Source organism: Rhodanobacter thiooxydans, from assembly GCF_021545845.1.
GTDB lineage: Bacteria > Pseudomonadota > Gammaproteobacteria > Xanthomonadales > Rhodanobacteraceae > Rhodanobacter.
Genome location: NZ_CP088923.1, coordinates 1,261,156 through 1,277,673 on the forward strand (window position 1 = coordinate 1,261,156; position 16,518 = coordinate 1,277,673).

Annotated in this window: 17 protein-coding genes; 12 read left to right on the forward strand and 5 right to left on the reverse strand. The window is 68.9% G+C overall.

The genetic code is table 11. The features are described 5' to 3' along the window. Positions 1 to 42: 42 nt before the first annotated feature. The 9 genes from LRK53_RS05405 (at position 43) to LRK53_RS05445 (ending at position 7,492) form a co-directional block, all read left to right on the forward strand. Positions 43 to 684 (forward strand): riboflavin synthase, encoded by a 642-nt coding sequence (locus tag LRK53_RS05405; RefSeq protein WP_027493080.1) that lies wholly within the window; start codon positions 43 to 45, stop codon positions 682 to 684. Between the two features lie 144 nt (positions 685 to 828). Then, the gene (ribB, locus tag LRK53_RS05410) at positions 829 to 1,920 is read left to right on the forward strand and encodes a 3,4-dihydroxy-2-butanone-4-phosphate synthase (RefSeq protein WP_027493079.1); all 1,092 of its coding nucleotides are present in this window, start codon (positions 829 to 831) and stop codon (positions 1,918 to 1,920) included. Positions 1,921 to 2,264: 344 nt separating this feature from the next. Further along, the gene (locus LRK53_RS05415; RefSeq protein ID WP_081666535.1) at positions 2,265 to 3,287 is read left to right on the forward strand and encodes an IS110 family RNA-guided transposase; all 1,023 of its coding nucleotides are present in this window, start codon (positions 2,265 to 2,267) and stop codon (positions 3,285 to 3,287) included. Between the two features lie 114 nt (positions 3,288 to 3,401). After that, positions 3,402 to 4,346: a muramoyltetrapeptide carboxypeptidase gene (gene ldcA, locus LRK53_RS05420; RefSeq protein ID WP_027493788.1), complete on the forward strand. Its 945-nt coding sequence runs from the start codon at positions 3,402 to 3,404 to the stop codon at positions 4,344 to 4,346. 186 nt (positions 4,347 to 4,532) lie between these two features. Beyond that, entirely contained in the window at positions 4,533 to 4,994 is a 462-nt protein-coding gene (gene ribH / locus LRK53_RS05425; RefSeq protein ID WP_027493787.1) for a 6,7-dimethyl-8-ribityllumazine synthase, read from the forward strand. Next, complete coding sequence (nusB, locus tag LRK53_RS05430; RefSeq protein ID WP_027493786.1) at positions 4,994 to 5,440, forward strand: transcription antitermination factor NusB; 447 nt, start codon at positions 4,994 to 4,996, stop codon at positions 5,438 to 5,440. The genes ribH and nusB overlap by 1 nt, the downstream gene beginning before the upstream one ends. Then, positions 5,440 to 5,982 carry a GNAT family N-acetyltransferase gene (locus tag LRK53_RS05435; protein WP_027493785.1) on the forward strand — a complete coding sequence of 181 codons (543 nt, stop codon included), beginning with the start codon at positions 5,440 to 5,442 and terminating at the stop codon, positions 5,980 to 5,982. The genes nusB and LRK53_RS05435 overlap by 1 nt, the downstream gene beginning before the upstream one ends. A 20-nt stretch (positions 5,983 to 6,002) precedes the next feature. Next, a complete protein-coding gene (thiL, locus tag LRK53_RS05440) occupies positions 6,003 to 6,971 on the forward strand; it encodes a thiamine-phosphate kinase (protein ID WP_027493784.1) in 969 nt (322 codons plus the stop codon). Then, complete coding sequence (locus LRK53_RS05445) at positions 6,968 to 7,492, forward strand: phosphatidylglycerophosphatase A family protein (RefSeq protein WP_027493783.1); 525 nt, start codon at positions 6,968 to 6,970, stop codon at positions 7,490 to 7,492. The genes thiL and LRK53_RS05445 overlap by 4 nt, the downstream gene beginning before the upstream one ends. An 8-nt stretch (positions 7,493 to 7,500) precedes the next feature. Here the strand turns inward: LRK53_RS05445 and LRK53_RS05450 are convergent, their stop codons facing one another. After that, positions 7,501 to 8,484 (reverse strand): NAD-dependent epimerase/dehydratase family protein, encoded by a 984-nt coding sequence (locus tag LRK53_RS05450; protein ID WP_037090382.1) that lies wholly within the window; start codon positions 8,482 to 8,484, stop codon positions 7,501 to 7,503. A gap of 137 nt (positions 8,485 to 8,621) precedes the next feature. Then, a complete protein-coding gene (gene ahr, locus LRK53_RS05455) occupies positions 8,622 to 9,629 on the reverse strand; it encodes an NADPH-dependent aldehyde reductase Ahr (protein ID WP_235642546.1) in 1,008 nt (335 codons plus the stop codon). Between the two features lie 100 nt (positions 9,630 to 9,729). Here ahr and LRK53_RS05460 point away from each other — a divergent pair, with 100 nt between their 5' ends. From LRK53_RS05460 to LRK53_RS05470, 3 genes are all read left to right on the forward strand, one after another. After that, complete coding sequence (locus LRK53_RS05460; RefSeq protein ID WP_008435913.1) at positions 9,730 to 10,704, forward strand: potassium channel beta subunit family protein; 975 nt, start codon at positions 9,730 to 9,732, stop codon at positions 10,702 to 10,704. A gap of 70 nt (positions 10,705 to 10,774) precedes the next feature. Continuing rightward, positions 10,775 to 10,975: a hemin uptake protein HemP gene (gene hemP, locus LRK53_RS05465; protein WP_027493782.1), complete on the forward strand. Its 201-nt coding sequence runs from the start codon at positions 10,775 to 10,777 to the stop codon at positions 10,973 to 10,975. 89 nt (positions 10,976 to 11,064) lie between these two features. Next, entirely contained in the window at positions 11,065 to 11,640 is a 576-nt protein-coding gene (locus LRK53_RS05470) for a hypothetical protein (protein ID WP_008435911.1), read from the forward strand. 137 nt (positions 11,641 to 11,777) lie between these two features. Here LRK53_RS05470 and LRK53_RS05475 read toward each other — a convergent pair whose 3' ends face one another. The 3 genes from LRK53_RS05475 to LRK53_RS05485 are packed head-to-tail and all read right to left on the reverse strand — an operon-like array spanning position 11,778 to position 16,340. Next, on the reverse strand, positions 11,778 to 13,895 hold the full coding sequence (locus LRK53_RS05475; protein WP_027493781.1) for an oxidoreductase: 2,118 nt from the start codon (positions 13,893 to 13,895) through the stop codon (positions 11,778 to 11,780). Next, positions 13,892 to 15,214, reverse strand: coding sequence for an APC family permease (locus tag LRK53_RS05480; RefSeq protein ID WP_235642547.1), 1,323 nt, complete (start codon positions 15,212 to 15,214; stop codon positions 13,892 to 13,894). The genes LRK53_RS05475 and LRK53_RS05480 overlap by 4 nt, the downstream gene beginning before the upstream one ends. Before the next feature lie 55 nt (positions 15,215 to 15,269). Continuing rightward, entirely contained in the window at positions 15,270 to 16,340 is a 1,071-nt protein-coding gene (locus LRK53_RS05485; RefSeq protein WP_027493780.1) for an aromatic ring-hydroxylating oxygenase subunit alpha, read from the reverse strand. Positions 16,341 to 16,518: the final 178 nt, after the last annotated feature.

Below are 16,518 nucleotides of genomic sequence, written 5' to 3' on the forward strand. Positions count from 1 at the left end.
TGCATCCATGCGGTTCGCCATCCTCCGGCCGGGGGAGCGCTGATGTTCACCGGCATCATCCAGTCCGTGGGCCGCGTCGCGCGGCTCGAACCGCGCGGCGGCGACGTGCGGCTGCACGTCGATACCGCCGACCTCGACCTTGGCGACGCGCAGCTGGGCGACTCGATCGCCGTCTCCGGCGTGTGCCTCACCGCGATCGCGCTGGAGCCGCATGGCTTCAGCGCCGATGTCTCCAACGAGACCTTGTCGCTCACTTCGCTGGGCCAGCTGAAGGCCGGTGACCCGGTGAACCTGGAAAAGGCGTTGCGCCTGGCCGACCGCCTTGGCGGGCACCTGGTCTCCGGCCACGTCGACGGCCTCGGCAAGGTGGTCTCGATCGCGCCGGACGGGCGCTCGCAGCGCTGGACCTTCGAGGTGCCGGCGGCGCTGGCGCGCTACATCGCGGCAAAAGGTTCGGTCTGCATCGACGGCACCAGCCTCACCGTCAACGAGGTGGCCGGCGACCGCTTCGGCGTCAACCTGATCCCGCACACCGTCGAACACACCGCGTTCCACGCCCGCCGCGTGGGCGACGCGGTGAACATCGAGGTGGACGTGGTGGCGCGCTACATCGAGCGGCTGCTGTCGCGGGGCGAGACGCCGAAGCTGGACGAGGCCTTCCTCAAGCAGCACGGCTTCGCCTGATTTGAAGCCCCTCTCCCGCCGGGAGAGGGGTTGGGGTGAGGGTCCGTGCGAAGCCACGATACCTCGCTCCGCCCGTACCCTCATCCGCCCCTTCGGGGCACCTTCTCCCAATGGGAGAAGGGAACCATCACACGGATACACGCCATGGCTTTCAATACCATTCCCGAAATCCTCGAAGACATCCGCGCCGGCCGCATGGTGGTGATCCTCGACGACGAGGACCGCGAGAACGAAGGCGACCTGATCATGGCCGCGCAGATGGTGCGGCCCGAGGACGTGAACTTCATGGTGCGCGAGGCGCGCGGCCTGCTGTGCCTCACGCTGACCGAGCAGCGCACGCGCCAGCTCGGCCTGCGCCCGATGGTCAGCGACAACACCTCGGCCTACCACACCAACTTCACCGTCTCGATCGAGGCGGCCGAGGGTGTTACCACCGGCATCTCGGCGCACGACCGTGCACGCACGATCCAGGTCGCGGTGAAGTCGGACGCGAAGCCGCAGGACCTGTCGCAGCCCGGCCACATCTTCCCGCTCACCGCACAGCCGGGCGGCGTGCTGACCCGCGCCGGACATACCGAAGCCGGTTGCGACCTGGCCGCACTGGCTGGGCTGGAACCCTCGGCGGTGCTGATCGAGATCCTGCACGAGGACGGTTCGATGGCGCGCCGGCCGGAGCTGGAGATCTTCGCGCGCAAGCACGGCCTGAAGATCGGTTCCATCGCCGAGCTGATCCGCTATCGCCTCGAAACCGAGAAGACCGTGCAGCGCGTGCACGAGGAAGCGGTGGAGACCGAGTTCGGTCCGTTCCGGCTGGTGGCCTACCGCGATGCGATCCGTCGCGGCCTGCACTACGCGCTGGTGCGCGGCAAGGTCGACGATGGCGCGCCGGCACTGACTCGCGTGCACGTGCGCAACACCTTGTCCGACGTGCTGCACCTGAAGCGCGACGACCTCGGCCTCACGGTCACTGCGGCATTGCGCCGGATCGCCGACGAGGACCGCGGCGTGCTGCTGGTGCTGTCCGGTGAGGACACGCCCGAAGCGCTGCTGGCCCGGCTCAGCCGCCAGCCGGGCAAGCAGGCGCCGGAGGAAGCGCAGCAGCAGGAATGGCGCCAGCTCGGCCTCGGCGCGCAGATCCTGGCCGACCTCGGCGTGCACCGCCTGCGCGTGCTGGGCACGCCGCGCAAGCTGGTGGGGCTGGGCGGTTTCGGGCTCGAAGTGGTCGAATACGTCTAATCCGTTCTCTTCCATGTAAGGAGCCCACTGGCGGGCGATGCTTTTGGGCCGGGATTCGGGATTCGGGATTCGCAAAAGCCAAAGCATCGCCCGCCAGTGGGCTCCTTAGGTCTTGATGTCCGACCTGTCAGGGTCGAGCATTCCCGACTGATCATCGGGGGAACCGGGTGATGCCGATGCGCTCCTTTGGCTTCGAGCCCGTGACGTAGATGCACACCCCGGTTCCGATTTCGCTCATCCAGAAGTTTGAACGGTACCCTCGGCCCGCCACTGGCGTGAGCCTGCACACCTAAGGATCAGCCGGATGAGCATGGTGATCGGAACAAACCATGCGAGGTAAGGCGATGACAAACGTTGTGGGAGTGGATGTGGCCAAGGCCACGTTTGATGTGGCCGTTGGTCTGGCCAAGCCGGGCAAATTCCAGACACGCGCCAAGGTGGCCAATCGTGAAGAAGGCTTCCAGGAGTTGATGACCTGGTTGGACAAGCACGCGCCGGAAGCGGCGGTGTGCATGGAAGCGACGGGGATCTATCACGAGGCACTGGCCATCTTCCTGGTACAGCAAGGCAAGACGGTCTACGTGGCCAATCCGGCGCAAGTAAAGTACTTCGGCAAGAGCCAGCTGACGCGAACCAAGACCGACCGCACAGACGCCAAGCTCATTGCGCAGTTCGCCACCAGTCAGCAGGCCGGCACCCATCCGATGGCGCCGTGGATGCCGCCGACAGCGGCCCAGCGCACCTTGCGCGCGCTGGTCGAACGGCTGGACGATCTCAAGGGCATGGAGCGGATGGAAGCGAACCGACTCGACGTCGCCAATGACGCCGTACGCGACTCGGTGGAAGCGTCGCTCAAGGAACTGCGCAAGCAGATCAAGGCGCTGGAGCAGCGCATCAACAATCACATCGACAAGGATCCCCAGCTGCGCTACGACGCGGCGTTGATGACGTCCATCCCCGGCATCGCCAAGACCACGTCGGCCTCCCTGCTCGCCGCACTGGGCGACCTGCGACGCTTCGACGCGCCGGGCAAGCTGGTCGCCTTCGCCGGCCTCAACCCGGCACGGCGCGAGTCGGGCACGCTCAAGGGACAGGTCCGGATCTCCAAAACCGGTGCCCCCGGCTTGCGCGCCAAACTCTACTTTCCCGCCATCTGCGCCAAGAACCACAACCCCGTGGTTCGTGCCTTCTGCGAACGGTTGCTCGCACGCGGGAAGCTCCCCATCGTGACCGTGTGTGCCGCCATGCGGAAGCTCCTGCACCTAGTCTGGGGCGTCATCCATACCAACTCGCTGTTTGATCCTGACTACCCCAGACACCGCCTCGTTGCCTCTGCGCACGCATCACCTGGATGCTCGCTTGCATAACGCGGAACGAGACGGTATCTACGACAGCAGGTTCGTCATTCCGAGGCTATCGTCCTGCCATGCCGTAACCGCGTCGTCACCGCATAATCGAGCTTTCTTTCAGCGGCCCAGCCCATGCCTGAAACCCGCATCCGCCTGATCGCCCCTTCCGGCTACCCGCACGATCGCCTGGCGATGGCGCGTGGCGTCGAGCGTTTGCAGGCGGCGGGCTGCCGTGTGGACGGCCTGGAGGTGCTCGAGCGCAGCGAGCTGCGCTATGCCGGCAGCGACGCGCAGCGGGCTGCCGACCTCAACGCGCTGGCTACCGCGGACGAGTTGCCGGACATCGCGCTGGCGATCCGCGGCGGCTACGGCGCCACGCGTCTGCTGGCGCAGCTGCATTACGACGCCCTGCGCGAATGCCTCAGCGGCAGCAGCACCGTGCTGGTCGGCCACAGCGACTTCACCGCGCTGCAGCTGGCGCTGCATGCGAAGAGCGGCCTGTGCACGTTCAGCGGCCCGATGCTGGGCGCCGACTTCGGCGCCGAAACGCTCAGTGCATTCACCTGGCAGCACTTCTGGGGCACCGTGCGTGCGCCCTCGGCGCAAGTCGAATGGGCCACCGCGCCCGACGCCGAGCTCGACGTCCAGGGGCCGCTGTGGGGCGGCAACCTGGCCGTGCTGTGCAGCCTGCTCGGCACGCCGTATTTCCCGGGCGTCGACGGCCGCGGCATCGACGGCGGCATCCTGTTCGTCGAGGACGTCGGCGAGCCGCCGTTCCGGATCGAGCGGATGCTGTACCAGTTGCAGCTGTCGGGCGTACTGGGGCGCCAGCGCGCACTGCTGCTGGGCCATTTCAGCCAGTGCCGGCCCAGCAGCTACGACAACGGCTACGACCTGGCCGACAGCTTCGCGCAGATCCGCCGGGTCAGCGGCGTGCCGGTGCTCGGCGGCCTGCCGATCGGCCACGAGCCGGACAAGTGCACCCTGCCGTTCGGCGCGCCGGCGCGGCTGCGCGTCGCGGGCGGCGAGGCGCGGCTATCCTTCAGCGGCTATCCGCATTTGCCGCCCGGCGTTTGAGCGCGGCTCCTCCCCCTGCGTGCAGGGGGAGGTTGGAGGGGGTAAAGCTCTTCTTGAAGATCAAGAGCGAACCCCATCCCAACCCTCCCCTGCGAGCAGGGGAGGGAGCCTGCGCGAGCAGGCGGAGGGCCAAACCCGTAAAATGCCCGCTCCATATGGGCCGCACGCCCACTCAAGGAAACCGCAATGAAGACCATCGAAGGCGATTTCGCCACCCCGAAAGGCCGTTTCGCCATCGTCGCCGGTCGCTTCAACGGCTTCGTCGTCGAGCCGCTAGTGGCCGGTGCGCGCGATGCGCTGCTGCGCCACGGCGTGAAGGACGACGCGATCGAACTGGTGCGCGTGCCAGGCGCGTGGGAAATCGCGCTGGCCGCGCACAAGCTGGCGAATTCGGGCAAGTACGCGGCGGTGATCGCGCTGGGCGCGGTGATCCGCGGCGCCACCCCGCACTTCGATTTCGTCGCCGGCGAATGTGCCAAGGGCCTGGCCAAGGCTGCGCTGGATTCCGGCGTGCCGGTGGCGTTCGGCGTGCTGACCACCGACAGCATCGAGCAGGCGATCGAGCGCGCCGGCACCAAGGCCGGCAACAAGGGCGCCGACGCTGCGATGGCCGCACTGGAAATGGTCAACCTGTACGGGAAGCTGTGATGCACCACGCCCCGCAAGGCATCGACCTGGCCGCGCGCTCGCGTGCCCGCCGCCGCGCCTTGCAGGCGCTGTATGCGTGGCAGCTCTCCGGCAGCCACATGAACGCGGTGATCGAGCAGTTCCGCCACGAACAGGACATGGAAGTGGCCGACCTCGACTATTTCGAAGATCTGCTGCACGGCGTGGAGAAAAACGTCGACGTACTGGACGCCAGCTTGCGTCCGCACCTCGATCGCGAGGTAGCGCAGGTCGACCCGATCGAACGCGCCGCGCTGCGGCTGGCCGCCTACGAGCTGAAGTTTCGCCCCGACGTGCCGTATCGCGTGGTGATCAACGAGGCGATCGAGGTGACCAAGCGCTTCGGCGCCGACCACGGCCACAGCTATGTCAACGGCGTGCTGGACAAGCTGGCCGGCGACCTGCGCGCGGTCGAGAAGCGCGGCTGATGCCGGGCGCTACGGGGGCGCCGGACGGGCAGGTGCCGGAAATCGAGACCGCGCGGTTGCGCCTGCGCGCGCACCAGGCCGGCGATCACGCCAGCTGCACGGCGATCTGGTCGGATCCCGCGGTCACCCGCCACATCGGTGGGCGCCCGTTCACCGCCGAGGAAGTGTGGAAGCGCCTGCTGCAGTATCGCGGGCTGTGGAGCCTGCTCGGCTACGGCTATTGGGCCGTCGAGGAGAAAGCCAGCGGTCGCTACGTCGGCGACGTCGGTTTCGCCGACTTGGCGCGCGAACTGCAGCCCTCGTTGCGCGGCATGCTGGAGTGCGGCTGGGTGCTGGCGCCGCAGGTGCACGGCAAGGGCTATGCGAGCGAGGCGGTGGCGGCGATCGCGCCCTGGGCCGACCTGCAGTTTCCCGACCGGCGCGTGGTGTGCATCATCGCGCCGGAGAACCAGGCGTCGATCCGGGTCGCGGAAAAAGCCGGTTTCCGTCTGTGGCAACCGTCGACCTATCACGACAGTCCCACCCTCGTGTTCAGCCGTTGACCTTGCGTGGGGACTCCCCGATGGAATTCGACCTGATCGAACTGATCCGCCAACATACCGCGCAAGCGCGCGACGACGTACGCCTCGGCATCGGCGACGACGCCGCCGTGCTGGCGGTGCCAGCGGGGAAGGAACTGGCGGTGGCGATCGACACCCTGGTCGAGGGCGTGCATTTTCCGCGGGGCACCGCGCCGATGGACATCGGCTGGAAGGCGCTGGCGGTGAATCTGTCCGACCTCGCCGCGATGGGCGCCAGCCCGGCCTGGGCGCTGCTCGCGCTGACCATGCCCAGCGCGGACACGGCCTTCGTCGAGGGTCTTGCCGAGGGTTTCGCCAGGTTGGCGCAACCGCACCGCCTGGCCCTGGTCGGCGGCGACACCACCCGCGGGCCGTTGACGATCAGCGTGGCCGTGCACGGCTTCGTGCCGCCGGGCCAGGCGCTCACCCGCGCCGGCGCGCGTGCCGGCGACGTGGTGCTGGTCACCGGCACGCTGGGCGACGCGGCCGCCGGCCTGCATGGCGTGCAGCATCCGCCGCGCGACGACGACAACCGTGCCGGGCTGCGCGCGTTCCTGGGCGAGCGGCTGAACCGCCCGACGCCGCGGCTGGCGGCTGGCGCCGCGCTGCGCGGACAGGCCACGGCGTGCATCGACATCTCCGACGGACTGCTCGCCGACCTCGGCCACATCTGCACGGCCAGTGGCGTCGGCGCGGAAATCGAGGCCGCCTGGCTGCCGCGCTCGTTGGCGCTGCTGGAGCTGTACGACGAAACCACCGCGCTGCACTTCGCCCTGAGCGGCGGCGACGACTACGAACTGTGCTTCACCGCGCCGGCCGCCCGTGTCGCCGAACTTCAGGCCGGCCTGGCCCGGCTCGGTTGCGGCGCCACGAAGATCGGCCGCATCCTGGAGGGCGAAGGCGTGCGCGTGCGTGCCGCCGACGGCTCGTGGCTGGCCACGGACCGGCCGGGCTGGGAGCACTTCGCGTGAGCGCGAAGAAGACCCTCAGCGCAGGGCAGCGGCGCGCCCTGCTGGCCACGCCGGCCGGCTGGCTGGCGTGCGGCTTCGGCTCGGGCCTGGCGCCGGTGGCGCAGGGCACGTTCGGCTCGCTGGCCGCGCTGCTGCCGTGGCTGCTGCTGCGCGAGCTGCCGTTGCCGATCTATCTAATCGTGCTGCTGGCCGGTTTTGGCGTGGGCGTGTGGGCCTGCAACGTGGCCGGCCGTGCGCTTGGCGTCGACGACCACCGCAGCCTGGTGTGGGACGAATTCATCGGCCAGTGGATTGCGCTGCTGCCGCTGCTGCTTCCCGCACTGCTGCCGGCCGGCGGATTCGCGTGGTGGATGTTGCTGGCCGGCTTCGTGTTGTTCCGCCTGTTCGACGTGTGGAAGCCATGGCCGATCCGCTGGCTGGACCGGCGCGTGAAGGGCGGCATGGGCGTGATGATCGACGACGTGGTCGCCGGCGTGTTCGCCGCGATCGTGCTGGCCCTGGCGCTGTACCCGCAACGCTGACGGTGGTGTCAGAGCTTGGAGCCTGTCGGCTTGGCAGTGGCGCCGTTCAGGCAACCCAGTCCACGCAGCGTCGCCTCGACCGCCTGGTCCAGCTCCGTATGGGGTTCCGTGCCGAGCAACGCCACCAGTTTGCGATTGTCCAGTTGCAGCGGCAGTTGCCACAGATAGCGCATCTCACGCAGCTCGCGGAACAGTGCGACCAGCGGTGCGGCCAGCGTGACCAGCCACCACGGGAAGGGGCGCAACGGCAGCTTCGCGTGGCCGGTGGCGCGCCGGATCGCGGCGGCCATGGCTTGGCCGTCGACCCAGTGGCCGCCGAAATGGAAGCACTCGAACGCAGCCAGTTCGTGCTCCCGTTCCAGTAGAGCCGCCGCGGTCTCGCCGACATCGGGCAGGTAGGCCCAGGCGTGACGCAGCCCGGGTTCGCCCGGATAATTCACCGCGCGTACTGGCCGTCCCGGTTTCACCATCGCCGCGAACCAGTTGCTGCTGGCGCGGGGGCCGAAGAAATCGCCGCAGCGCAGGATCAGCGTGCGCACGCCCTCGGCTGCCGCCTGTTGCAGGCGCTGCTCCATCGCCACCCGGATCGCGCCCTTGCGGGTTAGCGGGTGCTGCGGCGAATCCTCGTGCAGCAGCGGCAATGCGTCCGGACCGTAGTTGTAGACGTTGCCGGGCAGCATGATGCGTGCGCCGGTGGCGCGTGCGGCGGCGAGCGTGTGCTCGAGCATCGGCAAGGAAAGCTTCTGCCAATTGCGGTAGCCCGGCGGGTTGACCGCGTGGACGATCACCTTGACGCCATGCGCCGCCTGCGCCACATCGGCAGCGTTCATGGCATCGCCGGCGTGCCATTCGATTGGCGCCGAAAGCCCCGGCCTGGAAGCGTCGCGGACCAGGCCGCGCACCTGCCAGCCGCGGCGCAGCAGTGCCGCCGCAATCTCCCCGCCGGCACCGCCGGTGGCGCCCAGTACCAGAGCCTTGCGTGCAGTGCTCATTGCGTGCCCCTGAAAGTGACCCGGCACGAATGCCGTGGTCACGAAGGATAATCCGCGATGGTTGCGCTTTTCCTGCACGAGCGCGTGGCTATCGGCGAGCCGCGGACATAGTTCGCCGTGGCAAGGGATGCGGTCGACTACGCTTCCAGCACGATGCGGTAGCGCGCCTTGCCGTCGGCAAGATGCTGCAGCGCTTCGTTGACCTTGCTCATCGGGAACATCTCGATCTGCGGGCGGATGTCGTGGCGGGCGGCGAAGTCCAGCATGCGGGCGATGTCGACCGGCGAGCCGGTGGGCGAGCCAGAGACCTCGCGCTGCTTGCCGATCAGGCTGAACGCCGGCACCGGGATCGGTTCCAGCACCGCGCCGACCACGTGCATGCGGCCCTTCGGGGCGAGCGTGCCGAGCAGCGCGTTCCAGTCCATCGGCACGTTGACGGTGACCAGCAGCAGGTCGAGCGAGCCGGCGATCGCCTTGATCGCGGCGCTGTCGCGGCTGGCGACCACGTGGTGCGCGCCGAAGCTGCGCGCCTCGTCGGCCTTGGCCAGGGTGGAGGTGAACGCGGTGACCTCGCAGCCCCACGCGGCGGCGAACTTCACCGCCAGGTGGCCGAGGCCGCCGATACCGACCACGCCGACCCGCGCGGTCGGCTTGATGTCGTAGGCCAGGAACGGCTTCAGCACGGTGATGCCGCCGCACAGCAGCGGGCCGGCGCTGGCCAGGTCAATGCCTTCGGGCAGCGGGATCGTCCACGCCCAGTGCGCGCGCAGCTTGTCGGCGAAGCCGCCGTGGTGGCCGCCGATGGTCGCCACCGCCTGCGCGCACAGGTTCTGGTCGCCGGACAGGCACTGGCGGCAATGCATGCAGCTTTCCGCAGTCCAGCCGATGCCCACGCGCTGACCGACCGACAAACCTTTCGCCTGCGCGCCCAGCGCGGTGACGCGGCCGACCACTTCGTGCCCGGGAATGAACGGGTAGCGCGCATTGCCCCACTCGTTGTTGATCATCGACAGGTCGGAGTGGCAGATGCCGCAGTAGTCGACGGCCACCTCGACTTCCTCGGCGCCCAGCTCGCCCACGTCGAACGTGGCCAGTTTCAGCGGCTGGCCGGCCGCGCTGGCGGCCCAGCCCGTGATCGAGGACATGGCGGACTCCTTCGATGAGAGAAAGCTCCAAGGTTACGCCGTTGTGCGGCGCGCGTGGATTGGACATGCTGGAGATCTTTCCCGTCACAGGAGCATCCCCATGCTTTACCGCCGCCTCGGTACCTCCGGCCTGCAACTTTCCGCGCTGTCGTTCGGCGCCTGGGTCACCTTCGGCAGACAGGTGGGGCGCGCGCAGGCACGCGACCTGCTGGCGCTGGCGCACGAGCGCGGGGTGAATTTTTTCGACAACGCCGAGACCTACAACAACGGCGTGGCCGAGCAGGTGATGGGCGACGTGCTGGCCGACCTGCGCTTCCCGCGCGACAGCTGGTGCGTCTCCAGCAAGGTGTTCTTCGGTGCGGTCGACAAGCCGCTGCCGACCCAGCGCGGGCTGTCGCGCAAGCACGTGATGGAAGCCTGCCACCAGGCGCTGCAGCGCCTGCGCGTGGATTACCTCGACCTGTATTTCTGCCATCGCCCCGATCCGGACACGCCGATCGCCGAGACCGTGGCAGCGATGGACACGCTGATCCGCCAGGGCAAGGTGCTGTACTGGGGCACCAGCGAATGGCCGGCCGAGGCGATCCATGAGGCACACAAGGTGGCCCGCGAGAACCATCTCTACGCGCCGGTGACGGAGCAGCCGCAGTACAACCTGCTGCACCGCGAGCGGGTCGAAGTGGAGTACGCGCCGCTGTACGAGGCCTACGGCATGGGCACCACGATCTGGTCGCCGCTGGCCTCCGGCCTGCTCAGCGGCAAGTACAACGGCGGCGTGCCGGCTGATTCGCGGCTGGCCCAGCCCGGCTACGAGTGGCTGCGCGAGAGCGTGCTGGGCCATGGCGACGAGCGCCTGGGCAAGGTGCGCGCCTTGCAGCCGATCGCAGCCGAGCTGGGCAGCAGCCTGGCGCAGCTGGCGATTGCCTGGTGCCTGCTCAATCCGCACGTCTCCACGGTGATGCTGGGCGCCAGCAAGCGCGAGCAGCTGGAGCAGAACCTGGACGCGCTGGAACTGCTGCCGCGACTGGACGCGGCGGTGGCGCAGCGGATCCGGCAGGCCGTCGAGACAGCCTGAGGGAAGGTGGTTGACAGACAAATGAGAATCATTATCATCGAAAACGTCTCCGCCGCTGCCGGATCTCCCGATGCCCGTCCTGTCCTTGTGCCAACCGCCGTCGTCGCGCCCGATTCTGCGGCCGGTACCATCAACCCCGTCTTCGGCAGTGGCCCGGCGCATTTCCAGCCAGGCGTTGCTGGAAGGTAAGCGCGAGCTGGTAATCGAGCATCAGGGCAGCGAGTACCACCTGCGGCTGACCCGCAACGACAAGCTGATCCTGACCAAGTAGCGGCGACGCTGGTTCTTCTGGCGTGGCGGGCGATGGCCCGCGCGCCTTCGTCGGGCCGGTGGCCCTCTTCGTGTCGCTGGAGGCAGGCGATGTTCAGTCCGTGGTGGCGGCAACTGCTGGAGGGATGCCCGCGGGCAACCGACGCGGACGTCTGCCGGCGCCGGCTGCGCATGACGCCCGCCGCCCTGGCCGTCTCGCTGCCGGCGCTCGGCAGCGTGCTGTACATGCCGTTGGCCGAGAGCGGCGCGGGCTTGCCGCAGCAGCCGGACGGCGTGCTGGTGGAGACGCCCAGGCTGGCGCCGCTGCTGCGCGTGCACTGGCTGTCGGCGGTCTGCGAGGTCGCGCCGGACGGGCCGCGCGAATGGATCGACGGCATCGACCGCGACGGCCGCCCTTGCGTGCGCCTGCACCTGCTGCCGGATACCGACTACCTGGGCTGGGACCGCCTGCTGGCGAGCGGCGAGCCGCTGCCCGCGACGGCGCCGGCGCCGGCGCCACATGTGCGGGTGCTCGACGCCTGCCTGCTGCGCTTTCGCCGGCGCCGGCTGGCCGGCTTCGACCTGCTGTGCGGCGAGGCGGTCACCCGGCTGTCGCCGCTGAGCCGGCAATTGGCCGCACGGATCGCTCGCGCGCACGCCGGGCAGGGCGACCGACAGTTCCGCTAGGAAAGGCCTGAACAAGCCGTCATCCCGGCGAGGCGCTTTTCAACAGCCGCAGGCTGGTCAAGCCGGGATCCAGTGCCTCGGCAACGGTTAAAGGCACTGGATTCCAGCTTTAGCTGGAATGACGGGCAAAGACTTGATCAGAGCGTCTCTTGGGAACGGCGGCCGGGCGGTTGTCCGTGCGGGCGACGCAGGTCGTCGGCATCCGCGCTGTGGAAATGCCGCCTGAACGCGACCTCGCCATCGGCCGGCTCCTCCAGTTCGCGTGCGTAGCGGTGGCCGGCGTAGACCGCGTGGGCGATCAGTCCTGGCGCCTCGGCGTCGCCGATGCAGCGCAGGCTGCTGACGCCGGCATCCATCCACTCGGCTTCGCGGCGGCAGAGTTCCTGGTACAGCGCGTCGTCGGGCAGGCGGGCGGTGACGGTGACCACCGCGTCGCACGCCAGTTCGCGCTGGCGATGGGTCCACACGTCCTCGACGGTGAGCGCGCTGCCGGCGTAGCCCGTGACCTCGTGCGAGACCAGCGCCTCGATGCCGAGTTCGGCCATGCGCTTGCGCACATGGCGGTAATCCAGGGTGTTCAACGTCCACGGCGCGAGGCTGTCCTCGGGTGTGAGGTGGATTACCTCGCAGCCACGAAGGCGCAGCAGTTCGGCGGCAACGCTGGCGTGGTAGTAGCCGTCGTCGTCGTACACCACTACCTTGCCCTCCGGCAGGCGGCCGTCCATCAGGTCGTCCACGGTGAACACGCGCGGGTTCTCCGCGAAGCCGGGGATGGCGAAGCCATGGCTGCGACCACAGCCGTCGCGGCGCCAGTGGCAGCCGGTGGCCAGCACCACGTGTTCAGCGCCGAAGTCGAGCACGTCCTGCGCGGTCAGGGCCGAGTCGAGATAGACGGCTATATTGGACAGCTTGTTGATCTGGCCAATGCGCCAGTCGCGCACGCGTGCCCATTCGGCGAGGCCGGGCAGGCGCGACTCGCGGCTGACGCGACCGCCCAGTTCCCTGCGCGCCTCGGCCAGGCTCACTTCGTAGCCGCGCTGGCCCAGCGCGCGCGCGGCCTCTAGCCCGGCCGGGCCGGCGCCCACCACCAACACGCGTGCCGCCGAGCGCTTCGGCGCGATGCGTTCCGGGTGCCAGCCCTTGCGCCATTCCTCGCCCATGGTCGGGTTTTGCGTGCAGCGGATCGGCGAGATGGTCATGTCGCCGGAGACGCAGACGTTGCAGCCGATGCACTCGCGAATGTCGTCGGCGCGTCCTTCCTCGATCTTCTTCGGCAGGAACGGGTCGGCGATCGACGGCCGCGCACAGCCGATCATGTCCAGCACACCGCGCTTGAGCTGCGACACCATGGTATCCGGCGAGGTGAAGCGGCCCACGCCTACCACCGGCTTGCTGGTGGCCTTCTTCACGAACGCGATGAACGGTTCCTGCGCGCCCTCGGCGGCGAAGCGCGAGGGCACCGAGTCGTTGTACCAGGCGGCCAGGTTCACATCCCACAAGTCGGGCAGCTCGGCCAGCATGCCCACGATGTCCTGCGCCTCGGCCAGTTCCACGCCGCCGGAGCCCAACCCTTCCTCGACGGCGAAGCGCAGCGCCACCGCGCAGCGGTCGCCCACGGCTTCCTTCGTGTCTTGCAGCACCTCGCGCAGCAGGCGCACGCGGTTCTCCAGCGAGCCGCCGTATTCGTCGCTGCGCTGGTTGCGCCGGCGTTGCAGGAAGTGCATCGCCAGCGACAGGTCGTGCGCGGCGTAGACATAGATGATGTCCATGCCGGCGCGCTTGCCGCGGATCGCCGCCTCGCGGTGCCAACGCCGGTACTCGCGGATGTCGTGCAGGGTCATCGCGCGCGCCTGATGCGGATAGCCGTACTTGGTCGGCTGGTGCGAGGGCGCGATCAGCACCTCGCGCGAATACAGGTTCGATGCGGTGGGGCCGTTGTGGCTCAGCTCCAGCGCGGCCAGCGCGCCGTGCGTGTGCACCTGGTCGCACATCAGCGCCAGCGCGGGGATGTCGCGGTCGTCCCACAGCCGCGCCTCGACGTAGGGCGTGAGGTCGCCGCTGGGGTGGATCTCGCATTCCTCGGTGGAGACCACCGCCCAGCCGCCCGCGGCCTTCATCTCGCGCATCGCCGCGTGCGCCAGCGGCATCGCGTGGCCCATGCCGTTGCAGTGCGGCACCTGGAAGAAGCGGTTCTTCGCGGTGACCGGACCGATCCTCACGGGTTCGAACAGGATGTCGTAGCGTGGATCTCTCATTCCGGAATGACCTCGGTGGACGGCGCGGCGCGGCGGCGCAGGCGCATCAATGCATACAGCGGCAGGCCCGCCGCGATCAGCCCCAGCGCGTACAGGAACGGCTCGTGGCCGATGCCGATGAAGGCGAACACCACGAACAGCACGCAGGTGACCCCGGCAAGCAGCGCCCGCCAGGTGGCGCAGGTGGCGCTGCGCCGCCGCCACAGCACGATCAGCGCGAGCGCGCAGCACAGGTAGAGCGGCAGGTTGGCGGCGGTCACCACCCGGGTGAGGAAGGTGAACGCCGCCACCAGCGATTTGCTGTAGCTCATGGCGATCATCACCGAGGCGAGCGCACCGGTCAGCAGCAGCGCCACCGCCGGTGCGCCGTGGCGGTTGTTGCGTGCAAGCATTGCCGGCAGCACGCCGTTGTGGGCCATGGTGCAGGTCAACTCGCCCCCCAGCAGGGTCCAGCCGTTGAGCGCGCCCAGCCCGCTGATCACCACGAACAGCGCCAGCCAGCGCCCGGAGCCGGCGGCGGCAAAGCGGTCCATCAGCAGGGCGAACGGTGCGCTCGCCTCGGCCAGCTCCGTTTGGTGGATCAGCAACAGCGGCACGGTGGAGACGATGATGTAGATCACCGCGGCCAGCACGGTGCCGGTCATGGTCGAGCGCGGAATGGTGCGTGCCGGGTCGTCCACCCTTGCCGCCGGCACGCTGGCCGACTCGATGCCGAGCATCGCGAACAGCGCGATGGTGGCGGCCGCGGTCACCCCGCCCAGGGTGATCGGCGTGGTGGGCAGGTGCGCGGTGTAGCTTGCCGGCGAGGTCAGCAGCAGCCAGCCGCCGAGCAGGGCGATCGCCAGCATCGGCAGCAGCTTCAGCGCGGTGGTGACGATCTGCACGCCGCCGCCGGTGCGCACACCGAACAGGTTGATCGCCACCACCGCCCACAGCAGGCCGAGCGCGAACAGCGCCGGCTGAAGCGCGCCCAGCGGTGGAAACACCACCGCCATGTAGCCGACCACGCCGGTGGCGAGCGCGGCATTGGTGAGCCACAGCGATACCCAGTACGCCCACAGCGCCAGGTACGCCGGCAGCTCGCCCAGGGTGCGGCGGATGTAGCCGTAGGGGCCTTCGGCATCGGGCATGGCGCGAGCCAGGTGCGAGAACACGCGGGCCAGCACCAGGCAGCCGGCCAGCACGATGATCCAGCCGATCAGCGCGTTGAAGCCGAACGGCGCCAGCGACGCCGGCAGCACGAAGATGCCCATGCCGATGACGTTGCCCACCACCAGCGCGGTGCAGGTCCAGAAGCCGATCGTGTTGCCGTTGCGCATGTCGGCTTCCGCCAGGTTTCGGTTCAGGACTGTGGCCGGAGCGGGCGGCGCGGGCTCATGCGGATTCGCCGGCGGGACTGGCGTAGGCCGCGCGCAGCAGGTTCTGGAAATGCCAGACGCCGCCCTCGCGCTTCGGACACAGCCGGCCGGGAATGTAATGGCCGGAGGCCAGGCCCTGCTGCACCGCCTCGCAGATCGCGATGTCCTCGTGCTGCACCTCGTCGCTGAAGGCCTGGTCGGCGGCGATGCGCGCCTGCGCGCTCTCGTCCTGCGCGTAGTAGTAGTCGAACACGATGCGGCAACGGTTCGGCCCCAGCGGCAGGATGCGGTTGGTCTGCAGCCGGCCGGGCATGATGTTGAGCATCACGTTGGGGTAGATGAAGTAGTAGAACGCCTGGCCGTCGCCGTAGATGTCGGCGCTGTTGCGCAGCGGCGAGGATTGCAGCGAATGCCACGCGAACAGCTCGGTGTCGTAGGCGCGGTAGTCGAGCACCCGTGACAGGCCGGGATGCACGTGCGGCAGGTGGTAGCCCTCGAGGTAATTGTCGACGTAGACCTTCCAGTTGCAGTCGATGTCGTAGTTGTCGCGGCGCAGGTAGCGCATCGCCGACAGGTCGATCGGCGCGATACGCTCGGCGATGCCGCCGTAGACCTCCTCGAACGCCGGTACCCCCGGATCGAGCGCCACGAACACCAGGCCCTGCCATTCGTGCACGCGCAGCGGCGGCAGGCGGATGTCCTCGACCCTGAAATCGCAGGCGTCCTGCATCTCCGGCGCGCTGCGCAGCTGGCCTTCCAGCGTGTAGGTCCAGCCGTGGTACTTGCAGTGCAGGGCGCGCGCGCCCTTGCCGTCGCACAGCGCCAGCGGCCCGGCGCGGTGGCGGCACACGTTGGGGAAGGCGCGCAGCACGCCGTCGGCGCCGCGCACCAGCAGGATCGGCACGCCGGCAATCTGGCTGACCGCATGGTCGCCCGGCCCGGCCAACTGCCCCTGCTGCGCCACCAGCTGCCAGCTGCGCGCGAACACCGCGCGCTGTTCCATGGCCAGCATCGCGTCGCCGGCGTAGTAGCGGGCGGGCAGGGCGTGCGCGCGCTGGAGTTCCTCGACCACGGTGTCGTCAGGCATGGGTGGATTCAGTCCCCGGGTGGGTGGACGCGACACAGCCGTGTTCCGGAGCTTCCGTGTCCCGCCTGCCGTCCCGCGCCCGCAATGGCGTTCGTCGATCCAGCCTAGCGCCTCCGACGAAGCGGGGGCAACCGGTGCGGGCAAGCGGCGTGATTTGCCGACGCCTACTATCTACCGC